This is a genomic window from Rhizobium sp. GN54, from assembly GCF_021026345.1.
GTDB lineage: Bacteria > Pseudomonadota > Alphaproteobacteria > Rhizobiales > Rhizobiaceae > Mycoplana.
Genome location: NZ_JAJNCZ010000001.1, coordinates 665,675 through 684,806 on the forward strand (window position 1 = coordinate 665,675; position 19,132 = coordinate 684,806).

General features: G+C 65.5%; 20 protein-coding genes and 1 tRNA gene. 8 read left to right on the forward strand and 13 right to left on the reverse strand.

Annotated features, from left to right (window positions below; all coding sequences use genetic code 11):
- Positions 1 to 48 precede the first annotated feature (48 nt).
- A complete protein-coding gene (locus LQK81_RS03165) occupies positions 49 to 390 on the reverse strand; it encodes a DUF2147 domain-containing protein (RefSeq protein WP_230803308.1) in 342 nt (113 codons plus the stop codon).
- A 520-nt stretch (positions 391 to 910) separates the two neighbouring features.
- On the opposite strand from LQK81_RS03165, the gene LQK81_RS03170 reads away from it, so the two are divergent.
- Positions 911 to 1,180 (forward strand): SEL1-like repeat protein, encoded by a 270-nt coding sequence (locus tag LQK81_RS03170; RefSeq protein WP_230803310.1) that lies wholly within the window; start codon positions 911 to 913, stop codon positions 1,178 to 1,180.
- Between the two features lie 106 nt (positions 1,181 to 1,286).
- Here the strand turns inward: LQK81_RS03170 and LQK81_RS03175 are convergent, their stop codons facing one another.
- The 4 genes from LQK81_RS03175 to LQK81_RS03190 all read right to left on the reverse strand — a co-directional run bounded on the left by LQK81_RS03175 (position 1,287) and on the right by LQK81_RS03190 (position 4,864).
- Complete coding sequence (locus LQK81_RS03175) at positions 1,287 to 2,399, reverse strand: pyridoxal phosphate-dependent aminotransferase (protein WP_230803312.1); 1,113 nt, start codon at positions 2,397 to 2,399, stop codon at positions 1,287 to 1,289.
- Between the two features lie 212 nt (positions 2,400 to 2,611).
- Positions 2,612 to 3,040: a PilZ domain-containing protein gene (locus LQK81_RS03180; protein ID WP_230803313.1), complete on the reverse strand. Its 429-nt coding sequence runs from the start codon at positions 3,038 to 3,040 to the stop codon at positions 2,612 to 2,614.
- A 151-nt stretch (positions 3,041 to 3,191) separates the two neighbouring features.
- Positions 3,192 to 3,527 (reverse strand): hypothetical protein, encoded by a 336-nt coding sequence (locus LQK81_RS03185; RefSeq protein WP_230803314.1) that lies wholly within the window; start codon positions 3,525 to 3,527, stop codon positions 3,192 to 3,194.
- Between the two features lie 116 nt (positions 3,528 to 3,643).
- Positions 3,644 to 4,864: an acyl-CoA dehydrogenase gene (locus tag LQK81_RS03190; RefSeq protein WP_230803315.1), complete on the reverse strand. Its 1,221-nt coding sequence runs from the start codon at positions 4,862 to 4,864 to the stop codon at positions 3,644 to 3,646.
- A gap of 263 nt (positions 4,865 to 5,127) precedes the next feature.
- On the opposite strand from LQK81_RS03190, the gene LQK81_RS03195 reads away from it, so the two are divergent.
- Complete coding sequence (locus LQK81_RS03195) at positions 5,128 to 6,150, forward strand: extracellular catalytic domain type 1 short-chain-length polyhydroxyalkanoate depolymerase (RefSeq protein WP_230803316.1); 1,023 nt, start codon at positions 5,128 to 5,130, stop codon at positions 6,148 to 6,150.
- 9 nt (positions 6,151 to 6,159) lie between these two features.
- Here LQK81_RS03195 and LQK81_RS03200 read toward each other — a convergent pair whose 3' ends face one another.
- The 6 genes from LQK81_RS03200 to LQK81_RS03225 all read right to left on the reverse strand — a co-directional run bounded on the left by LQK81_RS03200 (position 6,160) and on the right by LQK81_RS03225 (position 13,357).
- Positions 6,160 to 6,321, reverse strand: a complete 162-nt coding sequence (locus tag LQK81_RS03200; RefSeq protein WP_230803317.1) for a YodC family protein — start codon at positions 6,319 to 6,321, stop codon at positions 6,160 to 6,162.
- An 81-nt stretch (positions 6,322 to 6,402) separates the two neighbouring features.
- Positions 6,403 to 7,197, reverse strand: a complete 795-nt coding sequence (iolB, locus tag LQK81_RS03205; protein WP_230803326.1) for a 5-deoxy-glucuronate isomerase — start codon at positions 7,195 to 7,197, stop codon at positions 6,403 to 6,405.
- A gap of 50 nt (positions 7,198 to 7,247) precedes the next feature.
- Positions 7,248 to 8,165 (reverse strand): myo-inosose-2 dehydratase, encoded by a 918-nt coding sequence (gene iolE, locus LQK81_RS03210; RefSeq protein WP_230803328.1) that lies wholly within the window; start codon positions 8,163 to 8,165, stop codon positions 7,248 to 7,250.
- Positions 8,166 to 8,332: 167 nt separating this feature from the next.
- Positions 8,333 to 10,183, reverse strand: coding sequence for a 3D-(3,5/4)-trihydroxycyclohexane-1,2-dione acylhydrolase (decyclizing) (gene iolD / locus LQK81_RS03215; RefSeq protein ID WP_230803330.1), 1,851 nt, complete (start codon positions 10,181 to 10,183; stop codon positions 8,333 to 8,335).
- Positions 10,184 to 10,412: 229 nt separating this feature from the next.
- Positions 10,413 to 12,347, reverse strand: a complete 1,935-nt coding sequence (locus tag LQK81_RS03220) for a bifunctional 5-dehydro-2-deoxygluconokinase/5-dehydro-2-deoxyphosphogluconate aldolase (RefSeq protein WP_230803332.1) — start codon at positions 12,345 to 12,347, stop codon at positions 10,413 to 10,415.
- A gap of 74 nt (positions 12,348 to 12,421) precedes the next feature.
- Entirely contained in the window at positions 12,422 to 13,357 is a 936-nt protein-coding gene (locus tag LQK81_RS03225; RefSeq protein WP_230803334.1) for a MurR/RpiR family transcriptional regulator, read from the reverse strand.
- A gap of 126 nt (positions 13,358 to 13,483) precedes the next feature.
- Between LQK81_RS03225 and LQK81_RS03230 the strand changes: the two genes are divergently transcribed.
- Complete coding sequence (locus tag LQK81_RS03230; protein WP_230803336.1) at positions 13,484 to 14,605, forward strand: Gfo/Idh/MocA family protein; 1,122 nt, start codon at positions 13,484 to 13,486, stop codon at positions 14,603 to 14,605.
- 122 nt (positions 14,606 to 14,727) lie between these two features.
- Here LQK81_RS03230 and LQK81_RS03235 read toward each other — a convergent pair whose 3' ends face one another.
- Entirely contained in the window at positions 14,728 to 15,762 is a 1,035-nt protein-coding gene (locus LQK81_RS03235; protein ID WP_230803338.1) for a calcium-binding protein, read from the reverse strand.
- Between the two features lie 220 nt (positions 15,763 to 15,982).
- Here LQK81_RS03235 and LQK81_RS03240 point away from each other — a divergent pair.
- The 3 genes from LQK81_RS03240 (at position 15,983) to LQK81_RS03250 (ending at position 16,978) form a co-directional block, all read left to right on the forward strand.
- Positions 15,983 to 16,072 (forward strand) — tRNA-Ser (locus LQK81_RS03240).
- A 138-nt stretch (positions 16,073 to 16,210) separates the two neighbouring features.
- Positions 16,211 to 16,492 carry a hypothetical protein gene (locus LQK81_RS03245; RefSeq protein WP_230803340.1) on the forward strand — a complete coding sequence of 94 codons (282 nt, stop codon included), beginning with the start codon at positions 16,211 to 16,213 and terminating at the stop codon, positions 16,490 to 16,492.
- A 261-nt stretch (positions 16,493 to 16,753) separates the two neighbouring features.
- Complete coding sequence (locus tag LQK81_RS03250) at positions 16,754 to 16,978, forward strand: hypothetical protein (RefSeq protein WP_230803341.1); 225 nt, start codon at positions 16,754 to 16,756, stop codon at positions 16,976 to 16,978.
- 122 nt (positions 16,979 to 17,100) lie between these two features.
- Here LQK81_RS03250 and LQK81_RS26205 read toward each other — a convergent pair whose 3' ends face one another.
- Positions 17,101 to 17,394, reverse strand: a complete 294-nt coding sequence (locus LQK81_RS26205; protein ID WP_269064601.1) for a DUF2934 domain-containing protein — start codon at positions 17,392 to 17,394, stop codon at positions 17,101 to 17,103.
- Positions 17,395 to 17,658: 264 nt separating this feature from the next.
- Between LQK81_RS26205 and LQK81_RS03260 the strand changes: the two genes are divergently transcribed.
- Both LQK81_RS03260 and ftsZ read left to right on the forward strand, forming a co-directional pair.
- On the forward strand, positions 17,659 to 17,826 hold the full coding sequence (locus LQK81_RS03260) for a hypothetical protein (protein WP_230803342.1): 168 nt from the start codon (positions 17,659 to 17,661) through the stop codon (positions 17,824 to 17,826).
- 268 nt (positions 17,827 to 18,094) lie between these two features.
- Positions 18,095 to 19,129 carry a cell division protein FtsZ gene (gene ftsZ, locus LQK81_RS03265; RefSeq protein WP_230803343.1) on the forward strand — a complete coding sequence of 345 codons (1,035 nt, stop codon included), beginning with the start codon at positions 18,095 to 18,097 and terminating at the stop codon, positions 19,127 to 19,129.
- The last annotated feature ends 3 nt before the right edge of the window (positions 19,130 to 19,132 follow it).

The following is a 19,132-nucleotide window of genomic DNA, read 5'->3' on the forward strand; positions in this document are numbered from 1 at the left end:
TCCGGGGAGACGGGGGCTGGTATCGCTTGCGTCAGAGGCAGACGCTTCCTAAATCCGCGACCAGGTCTGCGACTTGCAGAAGACCTTGAGCATGCAGCCCTTCATCGTCAGCGAGTTGCCGTTGACCGAGCCGGATCCGCTATAGGTCTTGTCTTCGACCGGATCGGTGATCGACCCGCTGTAGGTGTTGCCGTTTCCTTCGAGTTGGCCGATCCGCTTTCCGGCGAACTTGCCCGACCTGAGCGTGATGCAGAAGCTGCCGCCGCATCTTTCGATGGCCGCGGTCTCGCCGCTGGCGGTCTTCCAGTTTCCCTCGATCGGCTCGGCCGCGAATGCGCCGCCGCAAACGCCAAGGCACAGCGCCATGGCCGCAACAAACCTGCGTGTCATCATTGTCCTCCCGGTTTCGGGCCGCCTGCGTTGAACGGCGCGACTGTCGCGCGCCTCCGGCCCGATGCGGCGAAAGCTATCTGACGCGAACGTAAAGGTAAATTGCCGAAGAAGCGCTATCCGCCGGTTTTTCGGGATACTTCCGGGCCTGCCGCGGGGCAGATCGCGCCGGTATTTTCCGGACGATGAACAGGCCGACCCGTTTGTGTGGTTAGCGATCGGTTTAAATCGCCGGTTGAATTTTTCGTAAATTTTGAAGCAAATCCGCTGCATTCCAGCCGGTCCGATGCTTAACAAAAACCCAAGTTTACCAAGCGTTTGAACTTTGTTTGTCGCAAATTAAGCATGCATTTTAAGCGTCCCTTGAAGGCCCGCTGGCATAGTGGAGCCATAAGACGAGCACGGAAGAAAACCGGCCGGACAAACCTTCGAAGATCAACGACCGCAAAGACGGAAGGGCTTCGAAAGGCAGACAAAACAGGGCGATACGAGAAGAAGAAACAAGGACAGGGACAAGAAAATGGCACGCTTCGAAATCCACGACTCGGAAAATGCCGCCATGACCGGCGGCGAGACCCGCACCGATGCGCTGCGCGAGATGGGGCTGATGTATGCGACCGGTCGCGGCTGTGCCGTCGACCTCGTCGCAGCCCACAAGTGGCTCAACATCGCCGCCATCAAGGGTTGCGACCGGGCCGCCGAACTGCGCGCCGACCTCGCAGCCACGATGAGCAAGACCGATCTTGCCCTGGCGCTGCGGGCCGCCCGCGAATGGATGACGGTGCATTGAGGAAGAAGGCAATAGCCAATCGGCAGTAGGTCGTAGGGTTGACCAAGAACAACAAAGCTTGCGGAAGATGATGCTGTCCGCGACCCTACTGCCTACTGCCTGCCAGCTACCTCACCGCCTTCAGAACCTTCGGCAGCACCGCCTCGAACAGGTCGAGATCCGCATCGGGCCCGACGCTGACGCGGATGCAGCGGTTCAGCGGCGCCACGCCGGGCATGCGGATGAACACGCCGTGCTCCATCAGCCCGTCGACGATCGCGCGTGCACGCACGCCGTCGCCTCCGCAATCGATCGCCACGAAGTTGGTGGCCGAGGGCAGGGGCGAAAGCCCGTTCTGCCTGGCGATCGCCGCGATCCGTTCGCGCGCGCCGGCAATGCGCCCCACCACGTCGGCCAGATACGCCTGATCCTCCAGCGCTGCCAGGGCCGCGACCGTGGAGATGCGCGCCATGCCGAAATGGTTGCGGATCTTGTCGAAGGCCTGCGCATTGCCGAGCGTGCCGATCGCATAGCCGACGCGGGCGCCGGCCAGCCCGTAGGCCTTGGAGAAGGTGCGCATCCTGAGCACGTTGGGCTGGCCGATCAGCGCGTCGACCGGTGGCGTGGATCCCGCCGGCGCCGTCTCGCAATAGGCCTCGTCGAGAATGAGCAGGCTGCTGTCGGGCAGGGCACGCGCAAACGCCGTGACGCTGTCGGCATCCCACCAGCTTCCCATCGGGTTGTCCGGATTGGCGAGGTAGACGAGCGGGGCGTCCTCGCGCTTCGCCGCCGAAAGCAGCCCGTCCAGGTCCTCCCGATCGTCTGCATAGGGCGTGGTGACCAACCGCCCGCCATAGCCGTTCACATGGTAGTTGAAGGTCGGATAGCCACCGAGCGAAGTGACCACCGGCGTGCCCGGCTCCACCACCAGCCGCACGATTTCGCCGAGCAGCCCGTCGATGCCGCAGCCGATGGCGATGTTCTCGCGCGAGACACCGTGATGAAGCGCAAGCGCCTCGCGCAGCTCGAAGCTCTCCGGATCGCTGTACATCCAGGTCTCGCCGGCGCTCTCGCGGATCGCCTTGAGGACCGAGGGAGCGGGACCGAAGCCGCTTTCGTTGGCGCCGATCCGCGCGCGCACTTTCCGTCCGCGCTGGCGCTCGATCGCTTCCGGCCCGACGAAGGGAACGGTGGACGGTAGCGCATTGGCGAGGGGCGTGAAGCGGGAAAAGCCGGACATGACTGCAAACCTTCGATTGAGCGGCGCGGGAGGGTGCGCAGGCGACGCTCGGCCGCCCGGCACATGCGGCGGGCACCCTACTGCAGATTCTGAAAAACGGGAATTGGTATTCGGCGGGATAGTGCGCGGAATTCAAGGCGTTACATTTCGCGCCCGAACATGCGGTGGTCGCATATGGCCGGGGAAACGCCGCGCGCGGTCCCCGCTGCCGGTCAGTTGCGCTCGAAGGCGAAGCGCGGGCGATCGACGCCGCGCATGTAGGTGGTGGGCGCTTCCTTCTTCTTGGTGGCCACGCCACCGGTGAAGTAGTCGGCGCGGACGATCTCGTGCAGCAGTTCCTCGTCGATCTCCTTGATGAACTGCACGCCGATGCGGTGGTCGTTGCGGTAGACCTCCGCGCAGCCGACGCGGGCCATCAGGCCGACCACGGTGAGATAATAGTGCGGGCCGAGACCGATCGTGGTGGTGACCGAGAAGCTGGCGCCGCCCTGCGAGATATCGAGGATCTGACAGCTCCTGACCTTGGGGAGCGCGAGATCGAAGCCCACCGAGAGCAGCATGCCCTGGCGGTTGATCCTGAACCGTTCCCACTTGCGTTCGTACAGGCCGCCGCTCTGCCGCTTGTCAACCAGCTCCACCATTGCAACTCTCCAGAAAGAAGCAGGACGTCATGCCCGCCACGATAGTGTTGCAACTATGTGTTGGAATTGGCTGAAGGCAATTCCTCAAAATTTACACACCATTTCATTGGGGTCCGGGCGTAACGGTTGGGCAGCTTCGGGCAAGGCCGAATCAGCGCGACATCACCAGCCTGAGATAGTCGGCATCGAGGAACATGTTGAAGCGGACGACCCTTTCGTCGCTCACCTTCCGGACCTGGGTGCAGCCGATCTCGTCCTGCATGCCGCCGATGCGCAGGAAGAAGCTGTCCGGAAGCTCGACCCGGCCGCTGAGGTCGATGATGGCGCCGGCCGACGAGATCGTGCGGACGATGCAGTCGTACTCGGTCGTGGCACTCAGGTGATGGCCGACGGGGATGACATGGCTCGGCCTGTCGATGCGATGCTGGACGAAGCTGCGCTTCTGGTTCTGATGCCTGACATGCTCCTGTGCGCCCTGAAGGGACATGGCGTCCTCCCGACCGATGACCTGAGCGATGCTAGCCGGGGCGCGGTTGACGAAATGCAAAGACGGCGCCCCGCTTTTCGCGGGCCGCCGTCCTGGCGATATCGGGGAGGGGCGGATTACTGGAAGGCCTGCAGGCCCGTCTGCGCCCGGCCGAGGATCAGCGCATGTACGTCGTGCGTCCCCTCGTAGGTGTTGACCGCCTCGAGGTTCATGACGTGGCGGATCACGCCGTATTCGTCGGAAACGCCGTTGCCGCCGTGCATGTCGCGGGAGACGCGGGCGATGTCGAGCGCCTTGCCGCAATTGTTGCGCTTCATCAGGGAGATCAGCTCGGCCGAGGCGCGGTGCTCGTCGAACAGCCGCCCGAGGCGCAGCGCGCCCTGCAGGCCGAGCGCGATCTCCGTCTGCATGTCGGCGAGCTTCTTCTGGATGAGTTGCATCTGCGCCAGCGGCTTGCCGAACTGCTTGCGGTCCATCGTATACTGCCGGGCGGCGTGCCAGCAGAACTCGGCGGCGCCCATCGCACCCCAGGCGATGCCGTAGCGGGCGCGGTTGAGGCAGCCGAAGGGACCGGCGAGCCCGGCGACCTCGGGAAGCAGGTTTTCTTCCGGAACGAACACGTCCTGCATCATGATCATGCCGGTGATCGAGGCGCGCAGCGAGAACTTGCCCTCGATCTTTGGCGTCTCGAAGCCCTTCATGCCGCGCTCGAGGATGAAGCCCTTGATCTTGCCGTCATGCGCTTCCGACTTGGCCCAGACGATGGCGATGTCGGCGATCGGCGAATTGGTGATCCAGTTCTTGGCGCCGGAGACGAGATAGCCGCCGTCGACCTTCTTCGCCCGCGTGATCATGGAGGAGGGGTCAGAGCCGTGGTCGGGCTCGGTCAGGCCGAAGCAGCCGACCCAGTCGCCGGAGGCGAGTTTCGGCAGAAAGGTCTTGCGCTGCGCCTCGGTGCCGTAGGCGAAGATCGGATGCATGACGAGCGAGGACTGCACCGACATCGCCGAGCGATAGCCGGAATCGATCCGCTCGACCTCGCGGGCGACGAGCCCGTAGGAGACGTAATTGGCGCCGACGCCGCCATATTCCTCGGGAATCGTCGGGCCGAGCAGGCCGAGCGCCCCCATCTCGGTCATGATCTCGCGGTGGAAGATCTCGTGGCGGTTGGCCTCCGTCACCCGCGGGGCGAGCTTGTCGCGGCAATAGGCGCGCGCCGCGTCGCGGATCATCCGCTCCTCGTCGGTCAACTGGTCCTCGAGCAGGAAGGGATCCTCCCAGTCGAAGGCGGCCATCTTGGCGCGAGCCTGTTCCGGGGTCGCTTTGTGTGCACTCATCGCAGGGTTTCCTCTCGCCGTCGCAGTCTTCGGACGTTTCTCGGACAAGAGTGCTACATCAGGATGGCGCCGGCCGGAAGGGCGGGAACAAATCACGGGCTCGCACGCTTTACCTCTTTCCGCATGGCTTCATGCGCCCCACGAATGAAACGACAGGCCGACCCCGATCCGAGATTTCACGCCTTCGTCATCAATATGTCCACTGCCGGTGGCACGAGGCTCCTGCCAATTGTCGACCTGCCAATTGTCAAGGAGACGCGAACGTGCGTGACCGCTTCAAGCGATCGATGGAGAATTTCTTCCTCGATCCGGAACGCTTCGGCGAACTGTTCCGGCCCTTCATCCCCGACTTCGACCAGAAGGCCGCGCCCGCCCGGCGCCGCCGCAATGCGGGGCCGGACCTTGCCGAGGTGACCGGCTTCGGTTCCAATCCGGGCAATCTGCGGATGCTGGAATACGTGCCGGACGGGTTGCCGGCCGGTGCCGCTCTCGTGGTCGTCCTGCACGGCTGTCGCCAGACGGCCGACAGCTACGACCGGGCGGCCGGTTGGGCGGCGCTGGCGCGCGAGCACGGCTTTGCGGTGCTCTATCCCGAGCAAAGGCAGGCGAACAACCCGCGCCGCTGCTTCAACTGGTTCCGTCCGAGCGAGGTCACGCGCGACCGCGGCGAACTGGCCTCCATCCGCCAGATGATCGAGCATATCCGCACCCGCACGCTCGCCGATCCCGCCCGCATCTACATCACCGGGCTTTCGGCCGGCGGGGCGATGACGGCGGCGATGCTGGCCGGCTATCCCGAGCTCTTCGCCGCCGGCGCGATCATCGCCGGCCTCCCGTTCGGCGCGGCGCGCGACGCCCGCCGCGCACTTTCGGCCATGGAGCAGGTGCCGGCGCGCGACGCCCGCGAATGGGGTGAACTGGTGCGCGCCGCAGCACCTGCGCAGGCACACCTGCCGCCGGTCTCGATCTGGCACGGCACGGCCGACCGGACGGTCTCGATCTCCAATGCCGAGGCGCTCGTCGCCCAATGGGTGGACGTCCACGGCCTCGACCCGGCCAATTTTTCAGAGACCCGCGCCAAGGGCCGACGCAGCCGCCGCTGGCGCGACGCCGAAGGCCGCAGCCTTGTCACCTTCCACCGCATCGCCGGCCTCGGCCACGGCACCCCCGTCACCCGCGGCAAGGGCGGCGGCTACGCCGTCCGCTCCGAGCCGTTCATGCTGGACGCCGGCTTTTCCTCGACGCTGGAACTCGCGCGGGAGTGGGGGCTGCTGCGGCGACGGTAACCTGCTGCCTCAGGCGTCTACTAACTCCAGTTGTGCGGTAGCGAACTTGTGCCCCTTGCTTTCTCCATCGTGAAACCATTCGCAATAGGCCACATCATCCTCGATGTGGCGAATGGTCATCGGAGGGCCGCCCGATTTCAACACCACGACATCGCCTACCGAAAACTTCATCTCTTACCCCTCCGTACGAATTTCGGGAAGATCTGAAGCTATCGGCAGGTAGGAACCGTAACAACCAACCGGCCGCAACCACTACTTGAGCAGCCATTCATGCTCCGCGGCATTGTGGAATTTCCACACCCGCTTCGGGCCGGCCATCACGTTGAGATAATAGAGGTCGTAGCCGTGGCAGGTGGCGCAGGGGTGGTAGCCATTCGGCACCAGCGTCACGTCGCCGTCCTCCACTGCCATCGCCTCGTCGAGCGAGCGGTCGTCCGTGTAGACGCGCTGGAAGGCGAAGCCCTGCGGCGGGTTGAGGCGGTGGTAATAGGTCTCTTCCAGCAGGCTCTCGTTCGGCAGGTCGTCGCGGTCGTGCTTGTGCGGCGGATAGGAGGAGGTGTGCCCCTCCGGCGTGATCACCTCGACCACCAGCAGCGAATGCGCGGCACCGTCGTCCTCGGGCATGATGTTGGTGACGTGGCGGACATTGCTGCCCTTGCCGCGCACGATCTGCGGATGGGTGCCGGGCGGGATCGCGCGTGCCTTGTGGCCGCCGCCGCCCGGCGCCGAGCAGACGGCAAGCTCGAGTTCCGTCTCAGCCGTCACCGACCAGTTCGATCCGGCCGGCACGTAGAGTGCATGCGGCTGGCCTTCGAACACGCTCATCCGCTCGCCGAGCACCCCGAAGCTCTCCCCGCCCGCCGTCGCCGTTCCCTTGCCGGTGACGAACACCAGGCAGATCTCGCGGCTGCCGGTCTCCGCCGACACGATCTCGCCGGGCTTCATCCGGTGCAGGTCGAAGCCCACATAGGTCCAGCCGGCCGTTTCGGGCGTCACATGCGTCACCCGGCCATGGGTTCCGTTCGGCTTGACGAGCAGTTTCGGCATCGGCTTGTTCCTTTCATTCGGCAGTCGTGTTCGGGCGGGCAGCGGGCGCGCTATCTATTCGGAAAGCCTTCCGTTTCGACGGTATAGCCCGCGGCGGTCATGACGCGCATCAGTTCCGCATGGCCGATCTCGGCCATTTTCTGCGGCGGGGCCTTGCGTGGGTCCTGCTCGGCCTCGACGACGAACCACCCCTCATAGCCATGGTCCGCCAGCCGCCGGACGATCGCGCCAAAATCGAGCGAACCGTCGCCGGGCACGGTGAACGCGCCCAGCGCCACCGCATCGAGGAAGGATTGCCGGCTGCGATCGAGTCCCTCCACCACGGCCTTGCGGATATCCTTGACGTGGACATGGTTGATCCGGGCGTGATGGTTGTCGATGGCGCGCAACACGTCGCCGCCCGCAAAGGCCAGATGGCCGGCATCGAGCAGCAGCGGAATGCCTTCGCCCGAGGCACGCATGAAGGCGTCGAGCTCCGGCTCGGTCTCGACGACGGCGGCCATGTGATGGTGATAGGACAGCGGCATGCCCTGCTCGGCGCACCATTCGCCGAATTCCGTGACGCGGCGCGCATAGGCCTTCATCTCGTCGTCCGAGAGGCGCGGCTTGGTCGAAAGCGGCTTGGACCGATCGCCCTGGATCGAACGGCCCACTTCGCCATAGACGATGCAGGGCGCGTTGACCGCCTTGAACAACGCGATCATCGGGGCGATCCGGTCCTTGTTGGCGGAAAGCTCCTCGTCGACCAGCGTGCCCGAGAACCAGCCGCCGCAGAGGGTGACGTCGGCGGCGCGCAGGATCGGCAGCATCACCGCCGGATCGTCCGGGAAGCGCCGGCCCTTTTCCATGCCGGTAAAGCCCGCGCTGCGCGACTGCCTGAGGCATTCCTCGAGCGACACGTCGTCGCTGAGTTCCGGAAGGTCGTCGTTCCACCAGGCGATGGGCGACATGCCGAGTTTGACTTTCATCGATAGTCTCCATGACGGGAAGCAAGGCTTGCCGTTGTCATTGTGTCTATGCGTTCCCCTTTTCCGTCATCCTCGGGCTTGTCCCGAGGATCCACGCACCTTTCTCAAAGAGCGACGTGGACGGATCCTCGGGACAAGCCCGAGGATGACGGCTAGGGTGGTGTCTTTTAACCGATCCGCTGCGCCTGTAGTGCCCTCACATAGGCCTCGCGCGCCCTGTTGACCGCTTCGCGGGGGCTGACCTCGGGAACAGCCACGTCCCACCAGTGGCCGCCGGCTTCTGTCGTGACCAGCGGATCGGTGTCGATGACGATGACGCTGCTGCGGTCGTTGCCCTTGCTCTGCTGGAGCGCGGTTTCGAGATCGGCGATCGACGACACCTTGACGGCGACCGCGCCCATGCTTTCGGCATGCGCCCGGAAGTCGATGTCCGGCATCATCTCGATCCGTGCGTCCTTCAAGAGATTGTTGAAGTTGGCGCCGCCGGTCGCCATCTGCAGCCGGTTGATGCAGCCGTAGCCGCGATTGTCGAGCACGACGACCGTCAGCTTCTTTCCCAGCATGATCGAGGTCGAAAGCTCGGAATTGGCCATCATGTAGGAGCCGTCGCCGACCATGACGACGACGTCCGCCTCAGGTCGCGCCATCTTCACGCCGAGCCCGCCGGCGATCTCGTAGCCCATGCAGGAAAAGCCGTATTCCATGTGGTAGCTGCCCGGATGGCCGGCCTGCCAGAGCTTGTGCAATTCGCCCGGCAGCCCGCCGGCAGCGCAGACGAGGATGGAATTCTCGCCGCTGATCCCGCGCTGCACGGCGCCGATCACCTGGCCGTCGGAGGGAAGGGCGGCATTGGTCGCTGCCGTCGCCTGCCGCGCCGCCGTGGTCCACTCGGCTTTGCGCGTGTTCGCAGCCGCCTCGACCGCAGCCGGCGCGTTCCAGCCGCCAAGAGCCTCGGAGAGCAGCGTCAGCCCCTCGCGCGCATCGCAGACGAGCGGCAGCGCGTCATGCTTGGCAGCGTCGAAGGCGGTGGTGTTGAGCCCGACGATCCGCGCGCGCGCGTTCTTGAACAGCGCCCAGGAGCCGGTGGTGAAGTCCTGCAGGCGTGTGCCGACGGCGAGGATCAGGTCGGCCTCCTCCGCAAAGGCGTTGGCGGCGGCCGTGCCGGTGACGCCGATCGAGCCCATGCACAGGGGATGGTCGTCCGGGATCGCCGACTTGCCGGCCTGGGTGACGGCGACGGGAACGCCGTGCATGCCGGCGAACGCCTTGAGTTCCGCGGTCGCGCGCGAATAGAGCACGCCGCCGCCGGCGATGATCAGCGGCTTCTCGGCATGCCGGATCGCCTCCAGCGCCGCGGCGAATTCGTCCGCATCCGGCCGCGGCCGCCGCTCCTTCCAGACGCGCTCGGCAAACAGGCTTTCCGGATAGTCGTAGGCTTCGGCCTGCACGTCCTGGCAGAGCGACAGCGTCACCGGGCCGCAATCGACGGGATCCGTCAGCACCTGCATGGCGCGCTTCAGCGCCGGCATGATCTGCTCGGGCCGGGTGATGCGGTCGAAATAGCGCGAGACGCAGCGGAAGGCGTCGTTGACCGTGACCGTGCCGTCGCCGAAATCCTCGATCTGTTGCAGCACCGGGTCAGGAATGCGGTTGGCGAAGACGTCGCCGGGCAAAAACAGCACGGGCAGGCGGTTGACATGCGCCACGCCCGCCGCCGTCACCATGTTCAGCGCGCCGGGGCCGATCGAGGTGGTGCAGGCCATGAAGCGCTGGCGGAAGCTCGCCTTGGCATAGGCGATCGCCGCATGCGCCATGCCCTGCTCGTTATGGGCGCGGAAGGTCGGCAGTTCCTCGCGCACCTGGTAGAGCGCCTCGCCCATACCGGCGACGTTGCCGTGACCGAAGATCGCCCAGACGCCGCCGAAGATCGGCACCTTCTTGCCGTCCACGATCGTCATCTGGTTTTTCAGGAAATGCGCGACGGCCTGTGCCATCGTCAGCCGGATCGTCTTCGCCATCGGGGCCTCCACCCAGTGTCAGTCACTTGTTCCATTTTCCCCTCCCTGTCAGGGATGGGCAAGAGCGTCGGGCGCCCCTTAGTCGGCCGCTCGGGCCACCTTCTGCCCGGGGGAGAGGGAAGCGCCGCAATGTCCCAGATCCTCCTCTCCCCTCGGGGAGAGGTCCGCCGAGCGCAGCGGAGGCGGGGTGAGGGGGCGGCGGCGCTAGCTCTCATCACTGCCTTCCCCTCTACTTCAACCCCCGCGTTTCCAGCCAGGCATCCGTCAGTTCGCCGAACCGCCCGGCCATCTCGGTGATCGCCGCCTCGTCGTCGATCCGGCCGGCGAGCCATTCGCGGGCGGCATCGGCGAAGATCGTGCGGCCCACCGCGAAGCCCTTCACCGAAGGCGCCGCCTTCGTCGCCTCGAAGGCCTTCACCAGCTCGTCCTTCGGCGCCTCGAGCCCAAGCAGGACGATGCCGCGGCAATAGGGGTCGTTGCGTTCGATCACCGCCTGGATGTTCCGCCAGGCCTGCGCGGAGGCCTGCGGCTCCAGCTTCCACCAGTCCGGCTTGATGCCGAGGGCGTAGAGTTCTTCGAGCGCAGTCGAGACCGTCCCGGCTTCCAGCGGCCCGCTCTTGCCGGCGATGACCTCGATCAAAAGTTCGCGGCCCAACCGCCGGGCCGCCTCGAACAGCGTCCGCAGCTTCTCCTGCTGCTCCGCCTTCAGGGGCGCGGGGTCGTCGGGATGATAGAAGCACAGGCACTTGATGCAATGGCCGACCGGCCACTCGACGAGCTGCGAGCCCATGTCCTGGCTGAATTCGAAGCGCAGCGGCCGCGAGCCCGGCAGCTCGACCGGCCGGCCAAGCCAGGAGAAGCCCTTGCCGGCGGCGTCGAAGAAGGCGTCGCGGCCAAAGCGCTCGTCGATCAGCATGCCGTAGCCGGGTCGGCCGCCGGCGACGCGCGCGGCCGCCTCCACTGTCAGCCTCTTGAAGGCGGAGATCCTCTCATGCGGCGCACCGGCCTCGTCGGCGAGATCGACGAGTTGCATGCGGTGGTCGCAGGCGAGAGCCATCAGGAGCGGGATCTCGCCGCGCCGCGTCGTCGCCCAGTGGATGTTGTTGATCGCCTCGTCCTTGCGCAGCGCCCTGTGCGGGCTGCCGTGCTCGAGGAAATGGGATAGCTCGGCAAAGGTCGGATATTCGGGCGAGCAGAGCAGGCGGGAGACGGCGAAGGCACCGCAGGCATTGGCCCAGGTGGCCGAGGTCGCGTGGTCCTCGCCCGAAAGCCAGCCGCGCAGGAAGCCGGACATGAAGGCGTCGCCGGCGCCGAGCACATTGTAGACCTCGATCGGAAACCCCTGGCCGACGATGCCGTCCTCGAGGTCGTCGCTGATCGGCCCGTCATAGACGATGCAGCCCATCGCGCCGCGCTTCAGCACGATCGTCGCCGCCGAGACGGCGCGGATCGCCTTCAGCGAGGAGAGCACGTCGTCCGCCCCCGACGCGATCATGATCTCCTCCTCGGTGCCGACGATCAGGTCGCAGTCCGGCAGCACCGATTTCATCAGTGCCGAGACGCGCTCGGACTTGACGTAGCGCTCGAAGCCTTCCGCATGGCCGGCAAGGCCCCAGAGGTTGGGGCGATAGTCGATGTCGAAGATGACCTTGCGGCCGAAAGCTTTGGCGATGCGGATCGCCTTGCGTTGCGCGGCCTCCGTGTTGGCCCTCGAAAAATGCGTGCCCGAGACGAGGACGGCGCGCGACGAGCGGATGAAGGCCTCGTCGATGTCGTCCTTTGAGAGCGCCATGTCGGCGCAGTCGGTGCGCACGAAGATCATCGGCGAGACGCCCTCGGCCTCGATCGCCAGCAGAACCAGCGCCGTCAGCCGCGCCGGGTCGGTGACGATACCGGCGGTGGCGACGCCCTCGCGGCCGCATTGCTCGCGGATGAAGCGGCCCATCTGCTCGTCGCCGACGCGGGTGATCAGGGCGGATTTCAGCCCGAGCCGCGCCGTGCCGATCGCGATGTTGGCCGGGCAGCCTCCCACCGACTTGGCGAAGGAACTGATGTCCTCGAGCCGGCTGCCGAGCTGCTGGCCGTAGAGGTCCACCGAGGAGCGGCCGATCGTGATGACGTCGAGCGTCGTGTCCGCCAAGGTGTCTGGGTTTTCTGTCGGCATGAGGTCCTCCCGTCGGCGCGACCCGGCTGGCCGGCTCCCGCATGCCGAAATGAAACATCAATTCCATTCGATAGTCAATTCGGAATATTTGTTCCATTGCGGTTTGCCCCGCCCGGAGACCCGCCCTTGCCGCCGCGTCCGCGCTGGCGGCGCTTTTCGGCGATCGCGACCGGGAGCGCCATGGCGAGCGCCATCGATGCCGACAGCGAGCGGAAGCCGCCATAATCCGCCTCCGCAACCTCGAACCAGTGCGTGGCGCAGCCCGAAAGCGGCGAGAAGGCCGAATCGGTAATCGCCACGATCGGCACGCCCCGCTCGCCGAGTGCCTGCGCCTGGCCGAGGCTTTCGGCGGCATAGGGCGAAAAGCTCACCGCGATCGCCGCATCCCGCGGCGTTGCAAAGCCTGCAAGCTCCGCATCGATCCCGTTCGGCGAAGCGATCATCTGGTGGCGGATGCCAAGCTTGCCGAAGGCATAGGCCATGTGCGCGGTCAGCGGATAGGAGCGGCGCTTGGCGACCAGGTAGATCGTCTCTGCGCCGGCGAGAAGCTCGACCGCCTGAGAAAACACGGTCCGGTCGATCATCGCCGAAAGCCGCGCCACCGACTGGCTGGCGGCCGTGATGAAGCCCGTCAGCAGTTCATCTTCCGCATCCGCGGCAGAACCCTGCTCCAGCGTCGCCAGCCGTTCCTCGTAGGAGAGCGTGCGATCGCGCAGCCGTTCCCGGAAGACGGTCTGCAGGTCGGAAAAGCCGTCGAAGCCGAGGTGATGGGCGAGGCGGACCAGCGTGGACGGCTGCACCTCGGCGGCCTGGGCGATGCTGGCCGCCGTTCCGAAGGCGATCTCGTCGGGATGCCCGAGCGCGTAGGCCGCAACCTGCGCCAGCCGCTTCGGCATCGCCGCCTTGCGCTCGATGATGACGCTGCGCAGGCTGTCGAAGTCGCGCGGCACGCGGATCGGCCCCTCCTGCCTTGAATCCCCGTCCTGATGATCGTCCCGATGGTCGTCCATATGCGATCCCATTCCCCGGTGCAGCGTCGTCCTATCGAAAGTGAAACATTTATTCCATGAAATGTCACTTTCATTCCGAAATGTTCAGGTCCATCATCCGGGACATCGTCAGGAGGAGGAGAGAAGATGGCAGCCATCGGCATCGGATTAATCGGTACGGGATATATGGGCAAGTGTCACGCGCTTGCCTGGAACAATGTTGCGACCATCTTCGGCGATGTCGAGCGCCCGCGCCTGGTCCATCTCGCCGAACGCGACGCCGGGCTTGCGCAGGCGAAGGCGCGCGAGTTCGGCTTTTCCCGGGCCACCTCCGACTGGCGCGATCTGCTGTCCGATCCCGAAGTCGACGTCGTCTCGATCACGACGCCGAACCAGTTCCACGCCGAAATGGCGATCGCAGCACTTCAGGCCGGCAAGCACGTCTGGTGCGAAAAGCCGATGGCGACCACGCTGGCCGACGCCGAGCGCATGGCGGCTGCGGCGCGGCAGTCCGGCCGGGTCGCGATCATGGGCTACAACTACATCCAGAACCCGGTGATGCGTCACATCCGCGCCCTCCTCGATGAGGGCGCGATCGGCACGGTCAACCAGGTGCGGGTGGAGATGGACGAGGACTTCATGGCCGACCCGGACGCGCCGTTCTCGCCGCGCAGCGAGAAGGCCTCGGGCTATGGCGCGCTCGACGATTTCGCCGTCCACACGCTGTCGCTCCTGTGGAACCTGTTCGGCCATGCCGAACAGGTCATGGCGGATCTCGGCAAGCCCTATGCCGATCGCCCGCTTCCGGCCGGCGGGCGGCGCGCCGTCGAGAACCACGACCAGGCCAATGTGCTGCTGCGCCTTGCCGGCGGCATCTCCGCCATCCTGATGGTCAACCGCGCCGCCTTCGGCCGCAAGGGGCGGATTGCGCTGCAGATCTTCGGCTCGAAGGGGGCGATCCTCTACGATCAGGAGCGGATGAACGAATTCCAGATCTACCGCGCCACCGACCGCGCCGGCGAACAGGGCTTCGCCACCGTTCTCGCCGGCCCGCAGCACAGCCCCTATGGCCGGTTCGTTCCCGCCCCCGGCCACAGCCTCGGCTTCAACGACCTCAAGGTCATCGAATGCCGCGAGCTTCTGGCCGCGATCGCGGGCGAGCCTTGCCGGGCGGTGGATTTTTCCGAGGGGTTGCGGATCGAGCGCTCGGTCCACGCCATGGCGCAGTCGTTTGCCGAGCGTCGCTGGGTGGACGTGGCCGCCGGCTGAGGCGGTCCTCGCCGGGCTCGCGGCCGTCGTCATCCGCGGGCGCGACGGCGCGGACCCGCGGATGACCGGGGAAAAGCGTGGGGCAGGGCGCCGGTCTTTGCCGACGCCCGGCCGAAGTCTGTTCAGAGGATGAAGTCGCTCGAATAGTACTTCGTCAGGTTGGCCTCGATCTGGAAGTCGGCCCGGCCGTCGCCGTCGACGTCGCCGGAGATGATGTGGCCGGAGTAGCGCAACTCGCCTGCCTTGTCGTGGAAGGACTGGTTGCCGATGAAGGTGAAGGACTGGTTGCCGCTCCTGTTGACGTTGGCGTCGATGTTGCTGAGATCGATCCTGTCGTTCTCCGAGCGGTGGAAGTCCTCGATCACGTCGCGCTTGCTGCCGACGGCGGAATCCTTGATCGAATCGAAGATGAAGTGATCGGCGCCGTAGCCTCCGTCGAGAATGTCCATGCCGCGGCCGCCGACGAGGTCGTCGTTGCCGTTGCCGCCCAGGAGTTCGTCGCTGCCCGAGCCGCCGTAGAGATAGTCGTTGCCGCTGCGCCCCGACAGGATGTCGTTGCCGCTGCCGCCTTCCAGATCGTTGGCGCCGGAATTGCCGCGCAGCGTGTCGTCATAGCCCGTGCCGATGGCGTTCTCGATGCTGGAGAAGGTCTCCTTGTGCGAGCCGACCTTGGCGTATTTGCTGTTGAGGTCCACGAAGACGCCGCGGCCTTCCAGGTCGCTGTCGTCCTGCAGTTCGTAGCTCAGCGTGTCGCGGCCGGAACCGCCGCTGAAATAGTTGTAGTAGCCGGCCGAGAGGAACGTGTCGTCGTCGTCGCCGCCGTAGTAGTCGCTCTGCAGCGTCAGCACCTCGAACCAGTCGTCGCCCGAGCCGCCATAGACCTTGTCGTAATAGTCGTCGTCGATGGCATAGCCGTTGTGGATATAGGTGTCGTTGCCGGAATCGAGGTAGATCTTGTTGCCGCCCTCGAACCAGTTCTTCACATAGTCGTTGCCGCTGCCCGCCTCGACGTAGTTGAAGCCGCCGTAGGAACTGACGAGGTTGAGGTAGATCTTGTCGTTGCCGCCATAGGTGAAGATGTCCACTTCGTCGCGGCCATCCTGGTAGACGGTATTGCGTCCGCTGGTGCCGTAGTAGGTGTAGCCGTTCCAACCCATCGTGCTCGTCCTCTTCCTTGCAATGATTCGTTGCTGGAGGGGAGCTTATGCATCTTTTCTGAATGTGCGTTGAATGGAACGTTCACGTCCGGTTGATGGCACGACGCCGCCGCTGCGGCCTTCCCGCAGCAGCCCGCACGGGCGCAGCGCGAAAATTCCGCAGCGTTGCTGAAAGCAGTTGATTAGCGCGCTTCTTTTCTTTATCAGCGCCAGCGTGGACGGAGAGGTGGCCGAGTGGTCGAAGGCGCTCCCCTGCTAAGGGAGTATACCGGGAACGGTATCGAGGGTTCGAATCCCTTCTTCTCCGCCATCCACAGCTCCTGATCGGACCATCGATTTTTCAGGTGATCCGGAGCAATATAAGCGTCAGACTTCCTTTCCCGGGCTTCTCCCGTGGCGCGTTGCGCTTTTCGGGCGGGCTGTGTCATGTGATGCGGAGCGACAGCCGATGAGCAAGCGAGATCCGAAAATCGTCAGGTCTGCATTGTCCTGCAAGTTCACGGCCGACGGGGTGACGATCGACGTCGAGATCTACCAGCTGGAAGGGGCGGTGGGCTGGGTGCTCGAACTGGCCGAGGCGGACGGCAGCTCGACCGTCTGGGAGGAGCTCTTCCCCACCGACCAGGCGGCATGGGAGGAGTTCGAGCAGGGCGTCCGGGAGGTCGGGCTGACCGCGCTCCTCGATGCCGACGAGGACGAGGACGACGACGGGCCGCCGACGCTGCACTGACCGGCCGTTCCGCGCGATGCCCGGACGCGGGGGCGTGCCGGTGCTTCCGGCCGCGTCCTCAAGGTGCGTCGCGATCCTGCGGATTGGCCTTGGGCGCCTCGGGTTCCTGTCTTTTCGCAAACCGTTGGACACGTCTGCGCGACCGTGTGCCACGGGCCGTCGATGCCGGATCGACGGAACGTTTCGATGTGATACACTTGTTGATCGCTTGTGCCGCCAGGGCGGAGGGCGCACTGTTTTCCACCAGACAGGGAGGTGTCGATGATTACGCGCTTTATCCGAGCCGACGATTTCGTCGGTCCGGGTGATCTCGCCATGCTGCAGCGGGCCTTTGACGAACTCTGCAAGGAGTGCCTGCTGTCGCAGAGGTCGGCTGCCGCGGACGAACTCGCAAGGCAGGTCATCCAGCTCTACAAGGCCGGCGTCCGCGAGCCGGAGAAGCTCATTTCCATGGCAGGCAACCGCCTGCGGCGCCCGACCGGCTGAACCGACAGGGCGAACGCACGGGGCCGGCCCCCTCGGCCCGGCCCGTCATGTCCTACCCGATAGGCCAATGGAGCCGGCGTGAGCCGGCCCGTCTGCGTATCCGATTGCGTTTGAGGCTGGCTTCAGGCGGGATCCGTGGCCGCCTTGGTGCGGCGCTTGGCAGGCGCCTTCCCCGTGGCAGGTTTCGGGGCGGCGGTCTTCGGGGATACCGGCTTCAGGGATGTCGGCTTCGGGGCCGCAGCCTTTGTCGCTGCCGCCTTCCGCGGGGCGGGCCTTGCGGCTGGTGAAGACGTCTCGATCTCTGCCTCGGCCTGTTGCCAATGGCGCTCGTCCTGTCCGTGCGGGCGTCCTTCCGTCTCCCAGATCGCATAGGCCTTCTTGCGGATCAGGTCCTGCTTCTCGCTGCCGTTCGTCATTCGCTGTCTCCTAGTTTCCCAAGACACGGTTTCACCTCAAGAGCGCCGCACTGCAACAATGTTCCATGCGGCGCGATCCGTCCACCGTTTCGATGTCGCAGCCGGGCACCCGCTGACACGGCGACAGGCCCTCGCATCGCGCCTGGCATCGAGGGGCAGGACGCGGGCGTGTTCACGAAACCGTTACCTTCGGTTGCGACACAAATCCGCATGTCTCGCCCGTCTACTTTGAGTGGGTGGCTCGAAATGGGGCAGGAGGTAGTCTTGAGAAAGAACAACGGTCCGGAAAAGGCGGTCACGGTCGTCCAGCAGAGCGGCAAATGGGTCGTCACGGTGCGTGTCGACGACAGTACGGTGCATACGGCGTTCATGAGCGAGGACGAGGCGCGGAAATACGAGGCCTATCATCGCAACAGGCTGGGTCTGCGGTAGCGCGCCCGCTCGCCCGTCCGCGTCACGGCCGGTGCCTGGCCGCGCCGTCAAGCGCGTTTCCCTGTTCATAGGCTGCGACGCAGCCCTTCCTGCCGGCAGAAAGTCACATTTTTCCGCTCTCTATGATTCGTGCGCGACTCGCTGGAGGGAACTGCCGGTTGCGTTCATTTGCGGCGGACATCTGTTATCCAATATCCACGAACAGGGATGCGGTGATTCGCGATGCGAGCAGGCGCGTGACGCCCCCGATGCTACGAGGAGACGAGACATGACGAATGCCCGGGTCCATGAGGTCGCGGAAATGCGGCCGAAGATCACCGTGATCGGCGTCGGCGGCGGTGGCGGCAATGCGGTGAACAACATGATCACCGAAGACCTCCAGGGCGCCGATTTCGTCGTCGCCAATACCGATGCCCAGGCGCTGACCATGTCGAAGGCGACGCGGATCATCCAGCTCGGCTCCGACATCACCGGCGGCCTCGGCGCCGGCGCGCACCCGGAAATCGGCCGGGCGGCGGCGGAAGAATCGATCGACGAGATCATGGACCACCTGTCCGGCACGCACATGTGCTTCGTCACCGCCGGCATGGGCGGCGGCACGGGGACGGGGGCTGCGGCCGTCATCGCCGAGGCGGCGAAGAAGGCCGGCATCCTCACCGTCGGCGTCGTCACCAAGCCGTTCAGCTTCGAGGGCCGGCGGCGCATGCAGATGGCGGACGAGGGCATCGCCCGCCTGCGCGAGTGCGCCGACACCGTCATCGTCATCCCCAACCAGAACCTGTTCCGCGTCGCGACCGCCAACACCACCTTCGCCGATGCCTTCGTCATGGCCGACCGGGTACTCTACTCCGGCGTCAGTTGCATCACCGACCTGATCGTCAAGGAAGGCCTGATCAATCTCGACTTCGCCGACGTCCGCGCGGTGATGAAGGACATGGGCCGGGCGATGATGGGCACCGGCGAGGCGAGCGGCGAGGGCAGGGCGATGAAGGCGGCCGAGGCGGCGATCGCCAATCCGCTGCTGGACGAGGCCTCGATGAAGGGCGCCCAGGGCGTGCTCATCTCGATTTCCGGCGGCACCGACATGACGCTGTTCGAAGTGGACGAGGCCGCCTCGCGCATCCGCGACGAGGTTCATCACGACGCCAACATCGTCGTCGGCGCGATCTTCGACCAGGATCTGGCCGGCACCTTCCGCGTCTCGGTCGTGGCGACCGGGCTCGGCGCCGGCGAGGTCGAGGAGACCCAGCCGGGCACCGGTGCGGCCGTCGCACCGGGCATGGTCGTCAATTTCCAGCGCTGACGG